Annotated in this window: 23 protein-coding genes; 18 read left to right on the plus strand and 5 right to left on the minus strand. The window is 65.0% G+C overall.

Features of this window, described 5'->3' with window-relative positions:
* Window positions 1-19: 19 nt before the first annotated feature.
* On the plus strand, window positions 20-793 hold the full coding sequence (gene trmD / locus AC0L58_RS06200; RefSeq protein WP_473687714.1) for a tRNA (guanosine(37)-N1)-methyltransferase TrmD: 774 nt from the start codon (window positions 20-22) through the stop codon (window positions 791-793).
* 45 nt (window positions 794-838) lie between these two features.
* Complete coding sequence (gene rplS / locus AC0L58_RS06205) at window positions 839-1,240, plus strand: 50S ribosomal protein L19 (RefSeq protein WP_473687716.1); 402 nt, start codon at window positions 839-841, stop codon at window positions 1,238-1,240.
* 594 nt (window positions 1,241-1,834) lie between these two features.
* On the opposite strand, the gene AC0L58_RS06210 is transcribed toward rplS, so the two are convergent.
* Window positions 1,835-3,877 carry an EAL domain-containing protein gene (locus AC0L58_RS06210; protein ID WP_473687718.1) on the minus strand — a complete coding sequence of 681 codons (2,043 nt, stop codon included), beginning with the start codon at window positions 3,875-3,877 and terminating at the stop codon, window positions 1,835-1,837.
* A 146-nt stretch (window positions 3,878-4,023) separates the two neighbouring features.
* Window positions 4,024-5,034: an EF-P beta-lysylation protein EpmB gene (gene epmB / locus AC0L58_RS06215; protein WP_473687720.1), complete on the minus strand. Its 1,011-nt coding sequence runs from the start codon at window positions 5,032-5,034 to the stop codon at window positions 4,024-4,026.
* An 88-nt stretch (window positions 5,035-5,122) separates the two neighbouring features.
* On the opposite strand from epmB, the gene efp reads away from it, so the two are divergent.
* From efp to folE2, 7 genes are all read left to right on the plus strand, one after another.
* Entirely contained in the window at window positions 5,123-5,701 is a 579-nt protein-coding gene (efp, locus tag AC0L58_RS06220; protein ID WP_473688610.1) for an elongation factor P, read from the plus strand.
* A 130-nt stretch (window positions 5,702-5,831) separates the two neighbouring features.
* Window positions 5,832-7,163, plus strand: coding sequence for a TRZ/ATZ family hydrolase (locus tag AC0L58_RS06225; RefSeq protein ID WP_473687722.1), 1,332 nt, complete (start codon window positions 5,832-5,834; stop codon window positions 7,161-7,163).
* Window positions 7,164-7,175: 12 nt separating this feature from the next.
* Window positions 7,176-7,430 carry a YciI family protein gene (locus tag AC0L58_RS06230; protein WP_473687724.1) on the plus strand — a complete coding sequence of 85 codons (255 nt, stop codon included), beginning with the start codon at window positions 7,176-7,178 and terminating at the stop codon, window positions 7,428-7,430.
* A 45-nt stretch (window positions 7,431-7,475) separates the two neighbouring features.
* On the plus strand, window positions 7,476-8,192 hold the full coding sequence (gene ubiG / locus AC0L58_RS06235; RefSeq protein WP_473687726.1) for a bifunctional 2-polyprenyl-6-hydroxyphenol methylase/3-demethylubiquinol 3-O-methyltransferase UbiG: 717 nt from the start codon (window positions 7,476-7,478) through the stop codon (window positions 8,190-8,192).
* Window positions 8,189-8,872 carry a phosphoglycolate phosphatase gene (gene gph / locus AC0L58_RS06240; RefSeq protein WP_473687728.1) on the plus strand — a complete coding sequence of 228 codons (684 nt, stop codon included), beginning with the start codon at window positions 8,189-8,191 and terminating at the stop codon, window positions 8,870-8,872. Before ubiG ends, gph begins: the two co-directional genes overlap by 4 nt.
* Entirely contained in the window at window positions 8,869-9,723 is an 855-nt protein-coding gene (locus tag AC0L58_RS06245) for an isoprenoid biosynthesis enzyme family protein (protein ID WP_473687730.1), read from the plus strand. The genes gph and AC0L58_RS06245 overlap by 4 nt, the downstream gene beginning before the upstream one ends.
* A gap of 110 nt (window positions 9,724-9,833) precedes the next feature.
* The gene (folE2, locus tag AC0L58_RS06250) at window positions 9,834-10,781 is read left to right on the plus strand and encodes a GTP cyclohydrolase FolE2 (RefSeq protein ID WP_473687732.1); all 948 of its coding nucleotides are present in this window, start codon (window positions 9,834-9,836) and stop codon (window positions 10,779-10,781) included.
* An 83-nt stretch (window positions 10,782-10,864) separates the two neighbouring features.
* Here the strand turns inward: folE2 and yidD are convergent, their stop codons facing one another.
* Window positions 10,865-11,908: a membrane protein insertion efficiency factor YidD gene (gene yidD / locus AC0L58_RS06255; protein ID WP_473687734.1), complete on the minus strand. Its 1,044-nt coding sequence runs from the start codon at window positions 11,906-11,908 to the stop codon at window positions 10,865-10,867.
* A 202-nt stretch (window positions 11,909-12,110) separates the two neighbouring features.
* Between yidD and dksA the strand changes: the two genes are divergently transcribed.
* The gene (gene dksA / locus AC0L58_RS06260; RefSeq protein WP_473688612.1) at window positions 12,111-12,473 is read left to right on the plus strand and encodes an RNA polymerase-binding protein DksA; all 363 of its coding nucleotides are present in this window, start codon (window positions 12,111-12,113) and stop codon (window positions 12,471-12,473) included.
* Between the two features lie 92 nt (window positions 12,474-12,565).
* Here the strand turns inward: dksA and AC0L58_RS06265 are convergent, their stop codons facing one another.
* Window positions 12,566-12,994 (minus strand): SufE family protein, encoded by a 429-nt coding sequence (locus AC0L58_RS06265; RefSeq protein ID WP_473687736.1) that lies wholly within the window; start codon window positions 12,992-12,994, stop codon window positions 12,566-12,568.
* Between the two features lie 52 nt (window positions 12,995-13,046).
* Window positions 13,047-14,420, minus strand: coding sequence for a cysteine--tRNA ligase (gene cysS / locus AC0L58_RS06270; protein ID WP_473687738.1), 1,374 nt, complete (start codon window positions 14,418-14,420; stop codon window positions 13,047-13,049).
* Between the two features lie 288 nt (window positions 14,421-14,708).
* On the opposite strand from cysS, the gene AC0L58_RS06275 reads away from it, so the two are divergent.
* The 8 genes from AC0L58_RS06275 (at window position 14,709) to argC (ending at window position 22,533) form a co-directional block, all read left to right on the plus strand.
* Window positions 14,709-15,233 carry a glycine zipper 2TM domain-containing protein gene (locus AC0L58_RS06275; protein WP_473687740.1) on the plus strand — a complete coding sequence of 175 codons (525 nt, stop codon included), beginning with the start codon at window positions 14,709-14,711 and terminating at the stop codon, window positions 15,231-15,233.
* Between the two features lie 408 nt (window positions 15,234-15,641).
* The gene (locus AC0L58_RS06280) at window positions 15,642-16,649 is read left to right on the plus strand and encodes an N-acetylornithine carbamoyltransferase (RefSeq protein ID WP_473688614.1); all 1,008 of its coding nucleotides are present in this window, start codon (window positions 15,642-15,644) and stop codon (window positions 16,647-16,649) included.
* Window positions 16,650-16,657: 8 nt separating this feature from the next.
* Window positions 16,658-17,278: an FMN-binding negative transcriptional regulator gene (locus tag AC0L58_RS06285; protein ID WP_473687742.1), complete on the plus strand. Its 621-nt coding sequence runs from the start codon at window positions 16,658-16,660 to the stop codon at window positions 17,276-17,278.
* Window positions 17,275-17,763, plus strand: coding sequence for an OsmC family protein (locus tag AC0L58_RS06290; protein WP_473687744.1), 489 nt, complete (start codon window positions 17,275-17,277; stop codon window positions 17,761-17,763). The genes AC0L58_RS06285 and AC0L58_RS06290 overlap by 4 nt, the downstream gene beginning before the upstream one ends.
* Window positions 17,764-17,829: 66 nt before the next feature.
* Window positions 17,830-19,068, plus strand: coding sequence for an argininosuccinate synthase (locus AC0L58_RS06295; protein ID WP_473687746.1), 1,239 nt, complete (start codon window positions 17,830-17,832; stop codon window positions 19,066-19,068).
* Between the two features lie 38 nt (window positions 19,069-19,106).
* Entirely contained in the window at window positions 19,107-20,231 is a 1,125-nt protein-coding gene (locus AC0L58_RS06300) for an acetylornithine deacetylase (RefSeq protein WP_473688616.1), read from the plus strand.
* Window positions 20,232-20,246: 15 nt separating this feature from the next.
* On the plus strand, window positions 20,247-21,572 hold the full coding sequence (locus tag AC0L58_RS06305) for an acetylglutamate kinase (RefSeq protein ID WP_473687748.1): 1,326 nt from the start codon (window positions 20,247-20,249) through the stop codon (window positions 21,570-21,572).
* 4 nt (window positions 21,573-21,576) lie between these two features.
* Complete coding sequence (argC, locus tag AC0L58_RS06310; RefSeq protein WP_473687750.1) at window positions 21,577-22,533, plus strand: N-acetyl-gamma-glutamyl-phosphate reductase; 957 nt, start codon at window positions 21,577-21,579, stop codon at window positions 22,531-22,533.
* Window positions 22,534-22,539: the final 6 nt, after the last annotated feature.

Consider the following 22,539-nt stretch of genomic DNA (forward strand, 5'->3'; position numbering starts at 1 on the left):
GACTTGAGGAACGCGGATCATGCGCATCGACGTCGTCAGCCTGTTTCCCGACTTCGTGCGCCAGTGTGCCGCGGTTGGTGTGGTGGGACGCGCGCAGCAACGCGAGTTGTTGCAGGTGGAAGCCTGGAACCCGCGCGACTACGCCACCGACAGGCATCGCAGCGTGGACAGCAGCTCGTATGGCGGCGGTCCGGGCATGGTGATGATGATCGAGCCCTTGCGCACGACCCTGGCGGCCATGCGCGAGGCAGCACCGGAACCGGTGCACCTGATTTATCTCAGTCCGCAGGGAGCGCGGCTGACGCAGGGCAGGGTGGAGGCGCTGGCGAAACTGCCGCGCATCGGCCTGCTTTGCGGACGTTACGAGGGAGTGGACGAGCGTCTGCTGGCGCACGAGGTCGACGAGGAGCTTTCCATCGGCGATTATGTGCTGTCCGGCGGTGAACTCGCCGCGGCGGTGATCATCGACGCGGTGGGACGTTTGCAGGATGGCGCGTTGAATGACGCGGCGTCGGCCGAGCAGGATTCATTTTCGGATGGGCTGCTCGATTGTCCGCATTATGCGAAACCGGTGCGTGATGCGCTGGGTGATGTGCCGGAGGTGTTGCTGTCCGGTGACCATGCGGCAATCGCCCGCTGGCGCCTCAAGCAAGCACTGGGACGAACCTGGTTGCGACGGCCGGACTTGTTGTCACAGCGTGCACTGGATGCTGAATCCCGTGCGTTGCTGGAAGAATTCCGCCGTGAGCATGCTTCGCAGCATCAGGCACGGCACGAGGATGCGGCCGAATGACGACCGCAGTTTTGATATCGCTTTAAGTGAACCGACAGGTGCGCCATGAACAAGATCATTGAACAGTTCGAATCCGAGCAGATCACCCGCCAGCTGCCGGACTTCGGTCCCGGCGACACCGTGGTCGTGAACGTCAAGGTGAAGGAAGGTAACCGCGAGCGCGTGCAGGCGTTCGAGGGCATCGTCATCGCCAAGCGCAGCCGCGGTCTGCATTCGGCCTTCACCGTGCGCAAGATTTCGCACGGCACCGGCGTGGAGCGCGTGTTCCAGGCGCACAGCCAGCAGATCGACTCGGTGACGGTGAAGCGCCGGGGCAAGGTGCGCGGCGCCAAGCTGTACTACCTGCGTGGCCTGGAAGGCAAGGCTGCCCGCATCAAGGAAGACATCGCCGCCGCTGCCGCCGCCAAGGCCAATGCCAAGGCTGCTGCCGCCGCCGCTGCCGAGTAAACCACTCGCGCCAGCAATGGGCTGCACAAGAACCCCTGCGGAGCGATCCGCGGGGGTTCTTGCTTGTGGCAAGCCGTAGGGCGGGCTCTGCCCGCCGTTGCCTGTCGAGGCGCGACCCAAGGCGGCGGGCGGAGCCCGCCGTACGAAAACATGAGAGACGCCCCGGCTTTGCTGTTACTCCAGCCGCTGCGGCACCTGCAGGGAGTTGCCCTGCGCGAAATCCACGCCGCAGGAGAACAGCAGCGACGTGCTGGTGGGGTTCCCGATCCACTCGGCGGGCATGCCGTAGGGCGGGCTCTGCCCGCCGTTGCCTTTCGGGGCGCGGCCAAAGGCGGCGGGCGGAGCCCGCCGTACGAAAACATGAGAGACGCCCCGGCTTTGCTGTTACTCCAACCGCTGCGGCACCTGCAGGAAGTTGCCCTGCGCGAAATCCACGCCGCAGGAGAACAGCAGCGACGTGCTGGTGGGGTTCCCGATCCACTCGGCGGGCATGCCGTAGGGCGGGCTCTGCCCGCCGTTGCCTTTCGGGGCGCGGCCAAAGGCGGCGGGCGGAGCCCGCCGTACGAAAACATGAGAGACGCCCCGGCTTTGCTGTTACTCCAACCGCTGCGGCACCTGCAGGAAGTTGCCCTGCACGAAATCCACGCCGCAGGAGAACAGCAGCGACGTGCTGGTGGCGTCCTCGACCCATTCGGCAATGGTCATGCGCTTGAGGCTGTGCGCCTGCTGGCAGATTTCGGTGATCTTTTTCTGGCTGTCAGGGTGCTGCGGCAAATCGGCCATGTGGCTGCGGTCGATCTTCAGGTAGTCCGCGTCGATGTGATTGAGCAGCTGGAACGAGTTCAGGCCCGAACCGAACTGCTCCAATGCAAAGCTGCCGCCCAGCTTCTTCCAGCCGTTGACGAACTCCTGCGCCGGCCGCAACAAGGTCATCACCTTGCTCTCGGTCATCTCCAGCACCAGGTGGCTGTGCTTGAGCTTGGCGGCACCGAGGCGCTCTTCCAGCCACGGCAGCAGCGTCTCGTCCTGCAACGAGGCGGCAGTGAGCTTGACGAAAAACGTGGTGGGCAGAGCCTGCGATTCGCGTGCCTGCAGCACGCGGATGGTTTCGGCGAGCACCCAGCGGTCGATGGCGCCGGTGAGGTTGTGCTTCTCGGCGATCGGCATGAAGAACCCGGGCAAGACCTCGCCTTGCGGTCCATTCATGCGCAGCAGGATTTCCGAGAACTCGCCATCGACATCCTGCAGGCTGATCGTCTGCTGGTGATACAGCACCAGGCCATTGTTTGCCAGCGCCTGTTGCAGCAGATCGAGCCAATAGTGTTCACGCTCCTCGTCGGCTTTCTCGCGGGCAGCCGGGTCGTGAATTTCGACCTGGCTGCCGCCCAGGTTCTGGGCAGTGCGCAGGGCGTGGTTCGCCTGGTTGAGCAGCAGCTCGCTGTTGGCGTTCTTTTCGCCCAACAGGCTGCCGCCGACGCTCGCGGTGACCGTGATCGAGCGCGTGCCGGCGTCGAAGATCTCGCTGCTGACGCTGTGTTGCAGTTTGGCAATCCAGTCCCGGATCGCCTCGTCCGAACGCGAGTCGAGCACCACGCCCAGCGTGTGCTCGGCGAGCATGCCGGCGATGTCGTCGGCGCCAAGCAGCATGCGGATGCGGTCGGCGAAGCCCGCCAGGAGCTCGTCGGCCTTGCCCAGGCCAATGCCGTTGACCAGCGAGGTCCAGTTGTCCGGCTCGATCAACAGCAGCGATTGCCCCTTCTTGCCCTTGGCGGCCGCGGTCACGGCGTCGTCGATGCAGACCAGCATGTGCTGGCGGTTGTAGAGACCGGTGACGGCATCGCGCTGCAACTGCTCCAGTATGGCCGGGTCGACCATCTGTCGACGGAACACGATCTGCAGGCAGCGCTCGCCCTCGAATGTGGCCGGCGCGAACTCCACGGTGGCGTCGAAGCGGCTGTCATCGGCGCGTCGTGCGCGCAAGGTGAGCTGGGCCGGGAACTTGCCCTGGTGAGCCTGTCCGCGCAGCAGGGCCTTCATTTCGTCGGCGTTCGCCGCGTCGATCATGTCGAGCAGGGGCAAACCAAGCAGATCATCGAAACTTTCGTAGCCGAAGGTATCGAGATAGGCCTGGTTGGCGCGGACATGCATGCCTTCGTGGACATAGGCGATGGCGTCGGTGGAGGAGTCGAGCAGGGCATCGCAGCGTCGCTCGGTTTCGCGCAGCGCGGTGTGCAGCCAGCGAACCTGACGGCGCGTATGCAGCGATTCGAATTCGCGCTTGAGGACCGCAATCAACTGCTTCGGATGGCTCCTTGAGGCAACCCCGCGAGCACCGTGCACGAAAAGGTTGGCCACCAGTTCGTTGTCCATGTTGGCAACCAGGCCGACCAGTGCGAAATCGCGTCCGTAGGCCTCCAGCACGCCCATGGTTTCATCCAGGGTGACGTCAGTCACCGCCGGGTCGAACATCACCACGTCCGGCTCCAGCTCGTTCACCGCTGCCTGCAGCTGCTCGACGTTGGTGGCGCGCGCCGGCCTGACGGCAATGCCGCTGTTGCGCAACAGGCTGATGATCTGTTCGGCCTCTTCGAGCGAGTTCTCGACGAACAGGATCTTTATGACGAAGTCTTTTTTCATGGAGTGGGGCGTGGTCCGTGGTTCGATGAGGGTGCTGCCTGATAGCCCGCCAGATCGCTGTCAATGAGTGTTTGTAACGGATTCCGCGGTCGGCCGCCAGCGGGAACGGGGTTTGCAGCAGACTTTGGCCGGTTCGGCATGACAGGTTACAGCGGCCGTTTGGCGGAATCGCCCGCCACTTCGCGCACCAGGCGGGGGACGAGGTATCCGGGCAAACGTGTGCGCAATTGCTGCAGCAGGCCCAGGGCCAGGTCGTCGCTGACTTCGAAATGGGCGGCACCTTGCACCCGGTCCAGTTGGTGCAGGTAATACGGCAGCACGCCGGCGGCGAACATCCGCTCGGACAGCGCGGCCAGCGTCGCGGCGTCGTCATTGACGTCACGCAGCAGCACCGACTGGTTCAGCAGGCTGGCGCCGGCACCGCGCAGTCTGGCACAGGCCTGGTCCACCCCGGCGTCGAACTCGTTGGCGTGGTTGGCGTGCAGGACGACCACCTTCTGCAGCGGCAGCGCCTCCAGCCAGGCGATGAAGTGGTCATCGATCCGCTCGGGCAGGACCACCGGCAGGCGTGTGTGGATGCGCAGCCGGATCACCTGCGGCAAGTCGGCCAGGCCCTGGGTGAGTTCCTCCAGCTTGTGCGTTGCCAGTGCCAGCGGGTCGCCGCCGGACAGGATCAGCTCGCGAATCGACGGGTCGGCGCGCACTTGGGCCAGAGCCTCGCGCCACCGGGACGCCGCAGCGATCTCCTCGTTGTAGGGGAAGTGGCGGCGGAAGCAATAGCGACAGTTGATCGCGCAACTGCCGCTGGCAATCAACAAGGCACGCCCATCGTACTTGTGCAGCAGGCCATGCCCCGCCTTCGATGCCATGTCGCCCACCGCGTCAATGCTGTAGCCCTCGACCTGGTCGTGTTCGGCGCGCTGCGGCAGCACCTGCAGCAGCAGGGGGTCGCGCGCGTCCCCGTGGCGCATCCGGGCCACGAAGCCGCGTGGGACTCGTAGCGCAAAGCCGGCGTCGTCCGCTGGCAGCAGGTCGCTGCGCTCGCCCAGACCCACCATCCGGAGCAGTTCGACGGGGTCGGTGATGGCGTTGCGCCACAGTTCGCGCCAGTCGGTTGCAGGCGAAGATAGGCGTGCGCTGGGGCTTGCGGTTATCATGGCGGGCCTTGGGCGGGCCGTTTGGCCCGTAAAAGATACCCATTTTAGCCGCCCTGCAAGGCGGTTTTACCTTTGGAGCAGACAGCGCATGGCGACCCTTGGCCTCAATGACGTCAAAACGGGCAAGAAGATCCTTCACAACGGCGATCCCTGGATCATCACCGAGGCGGATTTCATCAAGCCGGGCAAAGGCCAGGCCTTCACCCGCATCCGCATCCGCAACCTGAAGGATGGCCGCACCACCGAGCAGACGCTGAAGTCCAGCGACTCGTTCGAGGAAGCCGACGCGACCGATACCGACATGCAGCTGTCCTTCATCGACGGCATCGGCAAGGACCGCGTCTGGAACTTCATGAACATGGAGACCTTCGAGATGGTGCCCGCCTCCCTCGCCGCGATGGGCGATGCCTGGAAGTGGCTGAAGGGTGAGGAGGAATGCGTGGTGACGTTGTTCAACGGCGCCATCGTTGCCGTGCAGCCGCCGAAGTTCGTCGAACTGAAGATCGTCGAGACCGATCCGGGCGTCCGTGGCGACACCTCGGGCGGTGGCGGCAAGCCCGCCACGCTGGAGACCGGCGCCGTGGTGCGCGTGCCGCTGTTCGTCAATCAGGACGAAATCATCAAGGTTGACACCCGCACCGGCGAGTACGACAGCCGAGTGAAGTGACCCACTGGCGCGCGATCCGTGCGCGCCTTCGCCCGCTCTCTCCGGTTCCGCCGGGACCAGAGCTCGAAAGGGGCGGCGACCGCAAGGTGCCGCCCCTGGTCATATCCATCCCCGCAATGAAAGGTGAAGCATGAGCCATTCCGCCCCGCAGCCCGTTGATCTGGTCATCGAAGCGCGCTGGGTGGTGCCGGTCGAACCCGATGCCGTGGTGCTGGAGCAGCACGCGGTGGTGGTGGATGGGGACGTGATCGTGGCGGTCCTGCCGATCGCCGACGCGCGTGCCGCCTATGCGCCGCGTGAGCGCGTCGAGCTGGGCGAGCATGCCCTGATTCCCGGCCTGGTCAACAGCCACACGCACAATCCGATGACGCTGCTCCGCGGCCTGGCCGACGACCTGCCGCTGATGGTGTGGTTGCAGGAACACATCTGGCCGGCGGAAGCGAAGGTGATCGGGCCGGAATTCGTGCGCGACGGCGTGGAGTTGGCCGTGGCGGAGATGCTGCGCGGCGGGACTACCTGTGCGAACGAGAACTACTTCTTCCCGGACGTGATCGGTGCCACCTATCGCAAGCTGGGTTTCCGCGCCGTGGTCGGGTTGCCGGTGATCGAATTTCCCACCGCCTGGGCGAAGAGTCAGGACGAATATTTCGAGCGTGCGGCCGAGGTGCACGACAGCTTCATCGGTGATCCGCTGGTCAGCACCGCGTTCGCGCCGCATGCGCCCTATACCGTGTCGGACGAAAGCTTCGAGCGCATCCGTGTGCAGTCCGATCAACTCGACATCCCGGTGCACCTGCACACGCACGAGACCGTCCAGGAGATCGAGGACGAGAAGAAGAAGAGCGGGCTGCGCCCGTTCCAGCGCCTGCAGAAGCTGGGTCTGGTCAACGATCGCCTGATTGCCGTGCACATGACCCAGGCCACGGAGGGCGAGATCGCCGCCTGTGCCAGCGCTGGCGTCTCGGTGGTGCATTGCCCGGAGTCCAACCTCAAGCTGGCCTCCGGCTTCTGCCCGGCCGAGCAGTTCCGGCGAGCCGGGGTCAACCTGGCGATCGGCACGGATGGCTGCGCTTCCAACAATGACCTGGACATGTTCGGCGAGATGCGCACGGCCGCGCAGCTGGCCAAGGCGGTGGCCAGGGATGCCGCGGCCTTCGATGCGGCTTTCGCTCTGCGCGCGGCCACGCTCAACGGCGCGAAGGCGATGGGTCTGGAGGCGAAGATCGGCTCGATCGAGGTCGGCAAGCAGGCCGATCTGGCCGCGGTGCGGCTCAGTGACCTGGAGACGCAGCCGCTGTTCCACGTCGCTTCGCAGCTCGTCTATGCCTGCAACCGCCAGCAGGTGACCGATGTCTGGATTGCGGGACGCCGCAAGCTCGCCGCGCGCCAGTTGCCCGACATGGACACCACGGCGATCCTGCAGCGCACGCGCGCCTGGCGCGAACGCATCGCCGCCATCTGAAGAAGCCTGGCCATGAATCGTTATTTGATCCTGGCGATGCGTCGCCCCGCGTTCGATCCGGCCGTGGTGCCCCGTCATTTGCACTATCTGGATGGCCTGCGCGAGCAGGGCCGGCTGGAGTTGGCCGGCCCATTCGGCGACCAGTCCGGCGGTGCCTATCTGCTGCACGCCGCCGACCTGGCGGAGGCGACCACCGTCGCGCACAACGACCCGGCCCACCTCAGTGGCGGCTGGCAGCTCACCGTGTACGAATGGCGGGCCAAGTAAACTGCCCGGCGAGCCACCAGTGTGGCGCAATACGAGGATTCCACCATGCAAGCAGCGCAGCCCGTTCCCAACGTGAGCCCGGAGGAGATCGCCCGCTTCGATACCCTGGCAGCACGCTGGTGGGATCCCGATGGCGAATCACGCCCGCTGCACGACCTCAACCCGGTACGCGCGGACTACATCGCGGCCCGCACGGATCTGCGTGGCTCGCGCGTCGCCGATGTCGGTTGCGGCGGCGGGCTGCTGAGCGAGACGCTGGCGCGTGCCGGTGCGCAGGTTACCGCGATCGATCTTGGCGAGAAGGTGATCGGGGTCGCCAAGCTGCACCTGCACGAGTCGAACCTGGACGTCGATTACCGGGTGCAATCCTCGGCCGACCTTGCCGCCTCCGAGCCGGCCAGTTTCGACGCCGTTTGCTGCATGGAACTGATCGAACACGTGCCTGATCCCGCCGCGCTGATCAACGACCTGGCAGCGATGCTGAAGCCCGGTGGCCGCCTGTTCCTGTCCACCATCAATCGCACCCCGGCGGCGTTCGGCGCGGCGATCATCGGGGCCGAGTACGTGATGAAGATGCTGCCCCGCGGCACGCACCACTACGCGCAGTTCCTCAAGCCTTCCGAGCTGGCGCGGCTGCTGCGCCATGCGGGACTGGAGCTGGAGGACGTCCAGGGCATGGCCTACAACCCGCTCAGTCGCAAGGCGTGGCTTACCCCGATCACCGCCGTCAACTACGTGCTCAGCGCGCAAAAGCCGGCATGAGCAAGCGCTTGCCGCAGACGGTCGCCGGCGTGCTGTTCGATCTCGACGGAACCCTGCTGGACAGTGCGCCGGATTTGTACGCCGCGCTGCAGGCGCAATGCGTCGAGGAAGGTATCGAGCCGCCACCGTACGCACCGGTGCGCCAGGTGGTGTCGCGTGGTGCCCGCGCCGTGCTCCGGTGTGCTTTCGCGGCACGTGGCGAAGCGGCGGTGGAAGCATTGGTGCCCCGTTACCTGGAGCTGTACCAGCAGGTCATGGCCCGGCAGACCAGCGCGTTCGACGGCGTGGATGATCTGCTCGCGCGGCTGGAGAGTCGCGGTTTGCGCTGGGGCATCGTCACCAACAAGGCCGCCTTTCTCACCGACGAACTGGTCGGCCGCATCGGTTGGGCGGAGCGCGCCAGTGCGGTGGTTTCCGGCGACACCTTGGCGGTGAAGAAGCCCGATCCGGCGCCGGTCCTGCTGGCTTGCGCCCGCGCCGGGGTTGCACCGGCGGCATGCCTGTTTGTCGGCGACGATCGTCGCGACATTCAGGCCGGCGCGGCAGCGGGCCTGTTCACGGTGGCGGTGACCTGGGGCTATCTGGACGGCGGCGACCCACATGCCTGGGGTGCCGACGCCGTGGTGGATCATCCCGCCGAGCTGGCCGCGCTGTTGCAGCTGGAGTCGAGCGTCGCATGATCGAGCTGGTCGAACAGAGTGCAGTGCTGCAGGGATTCATCGACAAGTGGTTGGCGGTACAACCGCAGCAACGCGTCGCGCTTGCCTTTGTCGATGGCCGGCGCTATCCCGGCCATGTCGCGCTGGCTGCGCTGGAACAGGAACTGCTCGGCGCCGCCTACGGCATACGCGAGCCACAGGTGGCCGCCGCCAAGCTTGGGTGGTGGGCCGAAGAGCTGGCGGGCGCTGCGGCCAGTGGCGGTCGTCATCCGCTGACCCAGGTGCTGTTTGATGATGAGCGCGCCCATGCCATCACCAGCGAACTGTGGCTGGCGCCCGTGCGCGCGGCGATGGAGCAGCTGGAGCAGGGCACGGCCGCCGACTATTCCGGCCAGATCCAGGCCGCGATGCCGTTGCATGGAGCGCTGGCGGCGCTGGAGACGTCCTGGTGGTACGGCGCCGATGCTTCGCCCACGCGCGCCGCTCAGGTCGCGGTGCTGAATCACTTGCTCCATGTGCTACTGCGATTGGATTCCGACGCGGACTGCGATCGGTTGGCATTGCCGATGGCGCGGCTGGCGCGACACGGCCTGGATCGCACGCAGCTGCGCAAAACCAGTGCGCAGCGACAACAGGCAGTCAAGGCGCAGCTCGGGGATTTGCTGGCCAGTTGGCGTGGCTCGACTGCCCTGCCGGGTCCGCTCAGCGTGTTTCGTGCGCTGGAGTCGTCTCACGCCAGCAAGCTGGCGCGCCGTGCCGCGCGCTCCGCCGACGCGCTGGCCACGCTGCAGGCGGGTCAGCCGCGAACCCGTTTGTCCACCGCGCTGCAGGCCTGGCAGGCCGCTCGAGCCTGGCAGCGTCAGTGCCGTTGAGTTGGCCCGATACACAGCGTTTCCACCATGCCACTATTGTGCCCGGGGCCGTATGCCCCAAGATTGTCAGCTTTGCGGCGAGATGCTTCGCCGAGGTCAGGACCCCCACCATGCCGAATCAGGAAAACACCGCCCGCCTGCTGCCCGACGTCGCCGTCCATGCACAGCCCCATCTTGCGGGCGCGCTGGATTGGGTCGGCATGGCCGACATCCAGGTTCCGGTGCTGTTCGATGCGGGCGACGGACAGGCACAGCGTGCCAGTGCCAGGGTCGGTGCCTTCGTCAACCTGAAGCGGCCGGACAAGCGCGGTATCCACATGTCGCGCCTGTACCTGCAGGTGGAACAGGCACTGAGCACGCAGGTCCTCGGCGCCGACACGCTGAAGGCGCTGCTGCGCGGCTTTCTTGATTCGCACGCGGATCTGTCCGATCGCGCCTGTCTCAGCATTCATTTCGAACACCTGGTGCGCCGCCCGGCGCTGAAGAGCGCCAACAGTGGCTGGCGCGCGTATCCGGTGTGCGTCGAGGCCAGCCTGGTCGGCGACGAGTTCTTGCTGGAGTTCGGTACCGAGGTGGTTTATTCCTCGACCTGTCCGGCATCGGCGGCGCTGTCCCGGCAGCTGATCCAGGACCAGTTCACGCACGATTTCGAGCCCGGTCAGCCGCTGCAGCATGCGGCCGTGCTGGCCTGGCTGGGCAGTGAGAAGGGCATTGTTGCCACCGCCCATGCGCAGCGCAGCGTGGCGCGTCTGCGCGTGCGTCCCGTGGCTGGCGTCGGCTTCCATCTGATCGGGCTGATCGATCGGGTCGAGCAGGCCTTGGGCACGCCAGTGCAGACCGCGGTCAAGCGCGAGGATGAGCAGGCCTTCGCCTTGGCCAACGGCGGCAACCTGATGTTTTGTGAGGATGCGGCACGACGCATCCAGAAAGCGCTTGATGTCGACGATCGTCTGGGCGACTTCCACGTGCGCGTCGAGCATCAGGAGAGCCTCCACCCGCATGACGCGGTGGCCTACGCCAGCAAGGGCGTGGAGGGCGGTTACGGTTCGGTGGGCTAGCGCGCCTGTGGTCTGTTGCCGCAGTGTGCGGGCGGGTACAGAATTTGCGGATACAGCGGGACTCGTTCCGCTCGCGACCACGATCAGTGGGAATCGTGGGATTCCTGGTGATCGCGGCAGCGCCGGAAACGAAAGTGTTCGGGCACCGGGTCTTCGCCACCGTCGCACAGTGGCTGGCAGCGCAGCAGTCGCCAGGCGGCCAGCAGGCTGCCGCGTCCTGGCCCGAAACGCGTTACCGCAATCCGTGCATAATCGGAGCAGGTGGGGTGGAAGCGGCAGCGCGCGCCAAGCAGAGGGCTCAGCCAACGCTTGTACAAACGAAGCAACCACAGTATCAATCGGGTCAGGATGTTCACATTGCCGGAACGGCGTGCAGCGTGTAGTGGTACAAGTATTCCAGAAACAGGCTTGCCGGTGTGGGGCACATCGGCTATAACACCCGGCCGCCACGGCCAACCAAGGTGAAGGGATATGGCGAAAACCAAAGCGAGCTCGACCGCCACCAAGGCGCACAAAGGCAAGACGTCGACCAAGGCCGCTGCTGGCAAGGCGAAGGCCGCCACAGGCAAGGAGCGAATCGTGAAGAGCGCCAGCAAGTCATCCGCCAAGTCATCCACCAAGCCGGTGGCGCGGGCTGCCGTGAAGAAGGCTGCACCAAAGCCGGCGGCCAGCAAGACTTCCGCGAAGAAGGCGGTGCCGGCGAAAAAGGCTGCGGCCAAGAAGGCGCCGGCCAAAAAGGCTCCAGTCAAGAAGGCGCCAGTCAAGAAGGTGCCGGTCAAGAAGGCGCCGGTCAAGAAGGCGCCAGTCAAGAAGGCGCCAGTCAAGAAGGCCCCGGTCAAGAAAGCACCAGCCAAGAAGGCTCCCGTCGCGAAGGTTGTTGCGAAGAAGCCTGCTCCGGGCAAGGCCGTCGCCAAGAAGCCTGCACCAAAAACCGGCGCAGCGAACAAATCGGTAGCCAAGCCTTCCGGCAAGGCCGCCGGCAAGAAACCAGCCACGCCGGTCGCGTCACCGCGCAAGGCTCCGGCGAAGCACGCTGCCCGGCCGGAGCCGGTGGCAGCGGCGAGCAAGTCATCTGCGTCGTCCACGAGCAGGCTCTTCAAGGGCAAAGTGGCGAGCGCTACAGCCATGGTGACGCCCAAGGCGGCCCCCCCAGCCGGGCGTTCTGCTTCCTCCCACAAGAAATCGAAGAATTCGTCGTCCCCAATGAATAAACTGGCAACAAAACAACTTGATAATGGCGTCACCCGTGAAGACGGGCGCTACGCATTACCCTCCACCAGCACCATCGATTTGCCCAAGGACTACCGCCCCTCCAGTGACGAGGAGTACATGAGTCCGCGGCACCTGGCCTACTTCCGCAACAAGCTGCGCACCTGGCGTGACCAGTTGGTGGAAGAATCGCGCCAGACCATGGACAACCTGCGCGAGGAAGTGCGGGACGTCGGCGATGAGGCCGAGCGGGCCACCCGCGAGACGGAAAATTCGCTTGAGCTGCGTACCCGTGATCGCTACCGCAAGCTGATCTCCAAGATCGACAAGGCCCTGCGCCGCATCGAGGAAGGGAGCTACGGCTTCTGCGAAGAGACCGACGAGGAAATTGGCGTCGACCGGCTCGATGCGCGGCCGATCGCCACGCTCTCGCTGGATGCGCAGGAGCGCCGTGAGCATCTGCAGAAGCAGATGGGCGACTGACGCTTCGGAGCATCGAGGCTGAATCCGCAAAACCCCGCCTTCGCGCGGGGTTTTGCGTTTGGTTTCCCGGGTGTTGCAGGGCAGGCTGCAGCTCAGGCTAGCGCTGCGGCATAGCCTTTCAGTTTGGCCAGGGTCGCCGCCAGGCCATTGGAGCGGGTGGGGGACAGGTGCTTGGCCAGGCCGATGGCGCTGATGAACCTGGGTTCGGTGGCAACGATCTCGCTGGCGGGACGATCGGAGTACACCCGCAGCAGCAGTGCGAGCAGGCCGGAGACGATGGCCGAGTCGCTGGTTGCCTCGAAGTGCATTTTCTCGGCGTCGCCACTGGGCACCAGCCACACCATCGACTGGCACCCATGCACACGATAGGAATCGGTCTTGCATGCTTCGGGAAACGGCGGAAGTTGTTTGCCGAGGTCGATGAGGTATTGGTAACGCTCGGACCAGTCGCCGAAGAGCGAAAACTCCTCGGCAATTTCCTGCTGGGCGTGCTCGGCGCTGGGGTTGGCCATGTCGTTCATCCGGGCATTATCGCGCAGGGCAGGCCCGCTGGTGAAACCCCGGATCGATGGCTCACTGCTTCACTACGCTCCAGCGTGTGCCTTGCGCACCGTCCTCGATCGCGATGTTCATGCCGGCCAACTCGTCGCGGATCGCGTCGGCACGCTTGAAATCGCGCGCGGCGCGTGCGCTGCGTCGTTCCTCCAGCAAGGCCTCGATCCGGACGGCATCGACGGCCTGCTCGCCGCCACGTTTGAACCACGCCTCCGGGTCCTGCTGCAGCAGGCCGAGCAGGGCGCCGCCGCCGAGCAGCGCGGCCTTGGCTGCGGGCGTGCCCGACTGGCGCGCCGCATCGGCAAGCACGGCGAGCTCGGCCAGCGCCTGGGGCGTGTTGAGGTCGTCGCACAGGGCGGCCTCGACGCGGTCCGGTACCGGCAATTCGTTCGCGGGGATCTCGATCGCGGCCAGGTCGCGCAGCACGCGGTACCAGCCATCCAGCGTACTGATCGCCTGCTGGATGGTGGCTTCGGACCAGTCCAGCGGTTGCCGGTAGTGGCCGCTGAGCAGGCGCAGGCGCAATGCTTCGGCCGGGTGCATCTTCAGCAGCTCGTGCACCAGCAGCACGTTGCCCAGCGACTTGGACATCTTGCGACCGTCGAAGGTGAGCATGCCGTTGTGCATCCACCAGCGTGCGAACGGCTTGCCGCCATGGGCGCAGGTGGATTGGGCGATCTCGTTCTCGTGATGCGGAAACAGCAGGTCGACGCCGCCGGCGTGGATGTCGATCGTCTCGCCCAGTTGCGCGGCGCACATCGCCGAGCACTCGATATGCCAACCCGGACGACCGCGGCCCCACGGGCTGTCCCAGCCAGCCAGTTCGGGCGGGGAGGGCTTCCACAACACGAAGTCGGCGGGATTCTTCTTGTAGGGCGCGACCTCGACGCGTGCGCCGGCGATCAACTCCTCGGTGTCGCGCCCGGAAAGCGCGCCGTACTCCGGGTACGACGCCACGTCGAACAGCACATGCCCCTCGGCCGCATACGCGTGGCCGTCGGCGATCAGCGCTTCATTCATCGCAATGATCTCGCCGATATGCGCGGTGGCGTAGGGTTCGATATCCGGTGGTGCGATGCCCAGCCCGTCCATGTCCTGGTGGTACGCCTTCGCGTAGCGCTCGGTGATGATCGAGATCGGCACGCCTTCGCTGAGCGCGGCGGCGTTGATCTTGTCTTCCACGTCGGTGATGTTGCGCGCGTAGACCACCTGCGGGTAGTGCCGGCGCAGCAATCGCGCCAGCACGTCGAACACCACCGGGCCGCGCGCGTTGCCGATATGCACGAAGTTGTACACGGTGGGGCCGCACAGATACATCGTCACGCGCTCGGGGTCGAGCGGTACGAATCGTTCGGTACGGCGGGTCAGGCTGTTGTAGAGCGAAATCGGCATCGATGAAATCCGCGAAGGGTGCTGGCAGGCCCGGCAAGGCCGGCGGCGCATCTTAACAAGCCGTGGCGGCGATCGCCTTGCCGGGCCGGCACGGGGCCGTCGTTCCTTGCACCGCAATCCGCTCCATGTCCGGCTTGCGCGGCCAGGCTGGCCTGAACAGGCCAGCGTGCAGGTCACGCCATACCTGAACGGCCGGGGCATGCCTAAGCGTGTATTCAGTGTGAATTTGCTGGAATGCTGCCAGTACGCGCGCGGCGCGTTGAATGGCAATGGGTACAGGAGCTGGTCATGGTCAAGTTATGGGTTTCTGCACTGGCGCTGGCCATGATGGCGGTGGGCGCACACGCGCAGAACGCCTCCTATCCCAATAACGACGGCAGTGCCCACTATGGCTGGGCCGATGTGTTGCGCGCCGATCCGGTGCAGGGCGTTACCCGTACCAATGTGCCGCAGCAAGAGTGCTATGACCAGCGGGTGGTGCGGCATGAAGGCGGCAACAACACGGCAGGCACGGTCCTCGGCGCGGTGATTGGCGGGGTGCTGGGCAACACCGTGGGCAAGGGTGACGGACGCAAGGCGGCTACCGTCGCCGGCGCCGTGGCCGGCGGTGCGATCGGCAATCGGGCCAGTCGTGGTCGCGACTACGAAACCACCCAGACGCAATGCCGCGAGGTCAACCGGGTCACCGAGCAGCGGCGGATCATCGGCTACGACGTCGAATACCGCTACCGCGGCGAGGTCTACATGTCGCGACTGGACTACGATCCCGGCGAACGCCTGCGGGTGCGGGTGTCGGTTACGCCGGTGGACTGAGTCGTGATCTGAGCGCTGAACGATCGCCGCCGCGAGGCGGCGATTGCATTTCCAGCGGCCACCCTCTGCGGGAGCGGCAAGTCGTCGGTTGCAGTGCGCATCCGGCCATATTCCCCACTCGAGCAACAGACCCCAGCATCCGCCCGGCCTGTCGATTCAAATTTTTGTTGCATGGCAGCGAAAATCTCGCCATGATGATCGCCAGCCACCTGGAATCCGCATGTCTTCAGCCGTCTATACCGCCACCGTACTCACCAGCGCCCGTGCGGCCGCTGGCATGACGTCGCGTGCGCGCCGACCGATGATTCGTCATCCGGCCGGGTAGGCTGTCGCACGCTTTTCATGTGTATCGACGACAAGACCCGGCCATCGCGCCGGGTTTTTTGTGTTTGAGGATTGGAGAAAATGATGCCATCACGACATTTCATCACCACCCAGGATTACAGCCGCGCCGAGATCGATGCCCTGCTCGAGCAGGCCGCCGAGTTCAAGCGCTCGCCGCGGGGCCAGCAACTGGCCGGCAAGTCGGTGGCGCTATTGTTCTTCAATCCCTCGATGCGCACACGGACCAGTTTCGAGCTCGGAACGTTCCAGCTCGGTGGCCACGCGGTGGTGCTGTCGCCGGGCAAGGACGCGTGGCCGATCGAGTTTGAGGTGGGCAGCGTGATGGATGGCGACACCGAGGAGCACATCGCCGAAGTGGCGCGCGTGCTGTCGCGCTATGTCGACCTGATCGCGGTGCGGGCCTTTCCCAAGTTCCAGGACTGGGCGGTGGACCGGCAGGACAAGGTGATCAAGGCATTCGCGCAGTACGCCACGGTGCCGGTGATCAACATGGAAACTATCACCCATCCTTGCCAGGAACTGGCCCACGTGCTGGCGCTGAAGGAGCACCTGGGCGACCTGCAGAACAGGAAATACGTGCTGACCTGGACCTATCATCCCAAGCCGCTGAACACCGCAGTGGCGAATTCCGCGCTGCTGATCGCGACCAAGATGGGCATGGACGTGACCTTGCTGTGTCCCACGCCCGACTATGTACTGGACGAACGCTACATGGAGTTCGGTCGTGAGAATGCCGCGCAGAATGGCGGTTCGCTCAAGGTCAGCCACGATATCGAGGAAGCCTATCGCGGCGCCGACGTGGTTTACGCCAAGAGCTGGGGTGCGCTGCCGTTCTTCGGCCGCTGGGAGCAGGAGAAGCCCGTGCGCGAGGCGAACAAGCACTTCATCGTCGACGAGGCGAAGATGGCGCTGACCAACCATGGCCTGTTCAGCCACTGCCTGCCGCTGCGCCGGAACATCAAGGCCACCGATGCCGTGATGGATTCACCGGCATGCATCGCCATCGATGAAGCCGAGAACCGGCTGCATGTGCAGAAGGCGGTGATGACATCGTTGATCGATCGGGCTTGAGAGACACCATGTACACACCCAGGCACTTCGAGGAAACGCGTGCGGACATTCTGGACGGTCTGATCCGGGCTTGTCCCTTCGCCACCGTGGTCGCGAATACGGCTGACGGACTGGTCGCCAATCACCTGCCTTTCGAACTTGTCGATGGCAGGTTGCACGGCCATGTCGCACGCGGCAACGAGCTCACGCGCATGGATGGGGTCGAGGTGTTGCTGATTTTTCGCGGTCCGGACGGCTACATCAGTCCGAACTGGTACCCCAGCAAGCACGAGACGGGTCGTGAGGTGCCGACTTGGAACTACGCCGTGGTACACGTGCACGGGCGCTTGCGGGTGGTCGACGACGCCAGCTGGCTGCGCCGTCTTCTCGAACGGTTGACCGATCGCCACGAAGCCAGCCAGCCGCAGCCGTGGAAAATCGCGGATGCGCCGGAGGATCACATCGAGAAATCGCTGCGCGCCATCGTGGGTCTCGAAGTCGCGATCGGCCGGATCGAAGGCAAGTTCAAATTGAGCCAGAACCATCCGGCACGAAATCGTGCCGGCGTCATCGAGGGGCTGCGCCAGCGCGACGGTGACGGCGATGCCGAACTGGCCGAACTGATGGCCGCACAGGAGCCGCAAGCATGACCCTGCAGCATGACTATCGCGTGGATGTGGAATGGACTGGCAACCGCGGCAGCGGTACGGACGGCTATCGCAACTACGGCCGCGACCACGTGATCCGCATCGATGGCAAACCACCGCTGCAGGGTTCGGCCGACCCGACGTTTCGCGGCGACGCTTCCAGGCACAACCCCGAAGACCTGCTGGTCAGCGCGCTGTCGGCCTGCCACATGCTTTCCTACCTGCACATGGCGACCGTGGCTGGCGTGGTGGTGACCGCCTACACCGATGCCGCCGAAGGTCGCATGGCCACCGATGGCGACGGCGGACGTTTCGTCGAGGTGGTGTTGCATCCCGTGGTGACGATCACCGCCGGCAGCGATACGGGCAAGGCCGCGGCGGCCCATGAAGCTGCGCACCACGCCTGTTTCATCGCCAATTCCGTGAACTTCCCGGTGCGCTGCGAGCCGCGCCTGGTGGTGGAGCCGGGAATCGGGAATCGGGAATAGCGAATCGTTCAAGCGCTACTTCGCGGCCTCGCCAGTACTCAAATCATTCAAGAACCGGAACTCGACATGACCGACACTCCAGCCATTCCCCATTCCCCATTTCCCATTCCCGGTTCCAAAGACATCGTCCTCGCGTTCTCGGGCGGACTCGACACCAGCTTCTGCGTGCCCTGGTTGCAGGAGCGTGGCTGGGCCGTGCACACGGTGTTTGCCGACACTGGCGGTGTTGACGCCGAGGAGCGTGCATTCATCGAGAACCGGGCGCAGGAACTGGGCGTGGCCAGCCACGTCACGATCGACGGCGGCCCGGCGATCTGGAACGGTTTCGTCAAGCCGTTCGTGTGGGCGGGTGAGGGTTATCAGGGCCAATACCCGCTGCTGGTGTCGGACCGCTACCTGATCGTGGAGGCTGCGCTGAAGCGTGCCGCCGAATTGGGTACCCGCGCGATTGCGCACGGTTGCACCGGCATGGGCAACGATCAGGTGCGCTTCGACCTGGCGGTGAAGGCGCTGGGTGAATACCAGATTCTGGCGCCGATCCGCGAGATCCAGAAGGAGCACACGCAGACCCGCGCCTACGAGCAGAAGTACCTGGAGGAACGCGGCTTCGGCGTGCGGGCCAAACAGCAGGCCTACACCATCAACGAGAACCTGCTCGGTCTGACCATGTCCGGTGGGGAGATCGACCGGTGGCAAGCTCCCGGCGAAGGCGCCGTGGGCTGGTGCAAGCCGCGCGCCGAATGGCCGTCCAAACCGCTTGAGGTGAAGATCGGTTTCGTCGATGGCGAGGCGGTGACCCTGGATGGCAAGGCGATCGCCGGGCACGACATGCTGGCGAAGTTGAACGGCATGTTCGCGCAGTACGGCGTCGGTCGCGGCCTGTACACCGGCGATACCACGATCGGCCTGAAGGGCCGCATCGTCTATGAGGCGCCAGGTCTGACGGCGCTGCTGGTCGCGCACCGCGCGCTGGAGGAAGCCGTGCTCAGCAAGCAGCAGAACCGTTTCAAGCCCGAGGTGGCGCGCAAGTGGGTGGAGTTGGTTTACGAGGGTTTCTTCCACGACCCGCTGAAGACCGATCTCGAAGCGTTTCTCGCCTCCAGCCAGGCCACCGTCAACGGTACGGTGACGCTGCAGACGAACGGTGGCAGCGTCGGCGCGGTGGCGGTGGAGTCGAAGCACATCCTCAACGCGAAGGGCGCCACGTATGCCCAGTCGGCGGACTGGGGTGTGGAGGAGGCCGAGGGCTTCATCAAGCTGTTCGGCATGAGCTCCACGTTGTGGGCGGAGGTCAACCGGTCGTGAATCAGGATTCGGGATTCGGGATTGGGGATTCGTCGGCGCTGCTCACCGCAACTTTGCAGCATCTGCGCGCGCTGGTCGGCTTCGACACGCGCAATCCGCCGCGGGCGATCGATACCGGCGGCATCTTCGACTATCTGCGTGTGCAGTTGACGGGCTTTGAGGTGTCGGTGACGGATTTCGGCGCCGGTGCGGTGGCGCTGCATGCGGTGCGCGGCGAGCCGAAGTACTTGTTCAACGTGCATCTGGACACGGTGCCGGATTCGCCGGCGTGGACGGCTGATCCGCATGTGTTGCGGCTGACGTCCGATCATGCCATCGGCCTGGGTGCTTGCGATATCAAGGGCGCGGCCGCGGCGTTGCTGGCGGTGGCCAACGCCAGCAACGGACCGCTCGCCTTGTTGTTCTCCACCGACGAGGAAGCCAACGATGCGCGTTGCATTGCCGGCTTTCTGCGCGAACCGCGCAGCTACGATGCGGTCATCGTGGCGGAGCCCACCAACGGCGAAGCGGTGCTGGCGCATCGCGGCATCCAGTCGGTGCTGATGCGGTTTGCCGGCCAGGCGGGGCATGCCTCGGGCGAACAGAAGCCGAGTGACAGCGCCCTGCATCAGGCGATGCGCTGGGGCAACGCGGCGCTGGAATTCGTGGCAGCGCAGTCGCATGAACGTTTCGGCGGCCTGACCGGCTTGCGTTTCAATATCGGCCGCGTCGAAGGTGGCATCAAGGCGAACATGATTGCGCCCAGCGCGGAGGTTCGCTTCGGCATGCGGCCGCTGCCGACGATGAATCCGGATCAGCTGTTGGCGCAGTTCCGTGGCCTGGTCGAACCCGAGCCGGCAGAGTTTGCCGAAACGTTCCGCGGGCCGTCCCTGCCGGCAGGCGACACGGCGAACGCCGAAGCGAACCGGCTGGCGGCTCGCGATCTCGCCGACGAACTGGGAATACCCGTGGGCAATGCGGTGGACTTCTGGACCGAGGCGGCGCTGTTCTCTGCCGCCGGCTATACGGCTTTCGTCTATGGCCCCGGCGATATTGCCCAGGCGCACAGTGCCGACGAGTGGGTGGCGCTGGATCAGCTCGAGCGCTATGCACAAACGGTCTATCGAATCATTGAAGAGTCCGGCCAGGGACGGCCGGCTTCCGACTCTCGCGTCCAGGGATGAACGCCAGGAATGAACATGGAAACGCACAAGCATCACAACAATACGCGGCAGACCATCGTGCGCCTGCTTTCGAGCATGGGCAGCGCGAAGGAAGTCCAGCAGTACCTCAAACGCTTCTCCGCGGTCGACGCCAAGCGCTTCGCCGTGGTCAAGGTCGGTGGTGCCGTGCTGCGCGACGATCTGGTCGATCTGGCTTCATCGCTTACCTTCCTGCAGCAGGTGGGGCTGACCCCGATCGTGCTGCATGGTGCCGGTCCGCAGCTTGACGAGGAACTGGCGGCTGCAGGGATCGAAAAGCAGACCGTCGATGGCCTGCGCGTGACCTCGGCAAAGGCGCTCGGCATCGTGCGCCGCGTGTTCCAGCAACAGAATCTGAAGCTGGTCGAAGCGCTGCAGTCGATGGAGACCCGCGCCACCTCGGTAGGCGGCGGCGTGTTCACCGCCGACTACCTTGATCGGGACACCTACGGCCTGGTCGGCAAGGTGCGCAGCATCCAGTTGGCGCCGATCGATGCCAGCCTGCACGCCAACTCGATCCCGGTGATTGCGAGTCTGGGCGAGACCGAGGAAGGGCAGATCCTCAACATCAATGCCGACGTCGCGGCCAACGAACTGGTGCGCGTGCTGCAACCCTACAAGATCGTGTTCCTGACCGGCACCGGCGGCCTGCTCGACGACAGCGGCAAGCTGATCGATTCGATCAATCTCAGCACCGAATTCGAGCACCTGATGGAGCAGCCGTGGCTCAATGGCGGCATGCGGCTGAAGATCCGGCAGATCGCCGAACTGCTGGCGGACCTGCCGCTGACCTCGTCGGTGTCGATCACCCGTCCGTCTGAGTTGGCCAAGGAGTTGTTCACCCACAAGGGCTCGGGCACCCTGGTTCGGCGTGGCGAGAAAGTATTGCGCTTCGACTCGTGGGCCGGCATCGACCTGGTACGCATGCGCGGGCTGATCGAGTCGAGTTTCGGTCGCAGCCTGACGCCGGATTACTTCGAACGTACGGTGCCGTCCCGCGTCTATGTCAGCGAGAACTATCGCGCGGCGATGATTCTCACCATGGAGGAGGGTCTCGCCTACCTGGACAAGTTCGCCGTGCTCGACGATACCCAGGGCGAAGGCCTGGGGCGTGCCGTATGGCAGGTGATGCGCGAGGAGAACCCGCGCCTGTTTTGGCGTTCGCGCCACGGCAATGCGATCAATCCGTTCTACTACGCGGAATCGGATGGTTGCCTCAAGCAGCCGCGCTGGAAGGTGTTCTGGTACGGCATCGAGGACATGGACACGATTTCCCGCTGCGTGGTGCACTGCGCCCAACGTCAGCCGACCTTGAGGGACTGAAGCAATGAGCATCAATGCAAAGCGCATCGGCATCGTCGGCGCGCGAGGCCACACCGGCACGGAGCTGATCCGCATGATCGCGGCGCATCCGGCGCTGGAGCTGTCGTTCGTCTCCTCGCGCGAGCTGGATGGCCAGCGTGTCGACGCCCACGTGGCCGAATACCGGGGCGATCTCTGTTACAGCGCGCCCGCCCTTGAAGACCTGCCCAGGCTGGGCGCCGACGTGGTGATCCTTGCGCTCCCCAACGGCAAGGCTGCGGCTTGCGTGGAGGCTTTCGACAAAGCCGGCGTGGACCCGTTGATTGTGGATTTGTCCGCCGATTATCGCTTCGACAAGAGCTGGTACTACGGGCTGCCTGAGCTTACACGCGAGCATTGGCGTGGCGAACGCCGCATCAGCAATCCCGGCTGTTATGCCACGGCGATGCAGCTTTCTGTCGCGCCGCTGAAGGACCTGCTGGCCGCGCCGCCGGTGTGCTTTGGTGTGTCCGGCTACTCCGGCGCCGGCACGACGCCATCGGACAAGAATGACCCGGACAAATTGCGCGACAACCTCATGCCGTATGCGCTCACCGGCCACATGCACGAGAAGGAAGCCTCGTTCCGGCTCGGCATCCCCGTGGAGTTCATGCCGCACGTGGCCCCGCATTTTCGCGGGCTTACCGTCACCAGCAACCTGTACCTCGCGCGTCCGTTGAAGCGCGAGGATGTGCTGCAGCGCTTTCGTGCGGCCTACGAGGGCGAGAGGCTGGTGCATGTTTCCGACGAGGCGCCCTGGGTGAGCCGGATCGCACACCATCATCAAGCCGAAATCGGCGGCTTTGCCATGGCCGCCGACGGCAGGCGCGTGGTGATCGTGGCCACGCTGGACAACCTGCTCAAGGGCGCCGCCACCCAAGCCATGCAGAACATCAACCGCGCGATCGGCGTGGACGAATACACCGCCATTCCATCGTTGTAGGAGCGC

This window comes from Rhodanobacter sp. G2-10 (genome assembly GCF_055809185.1).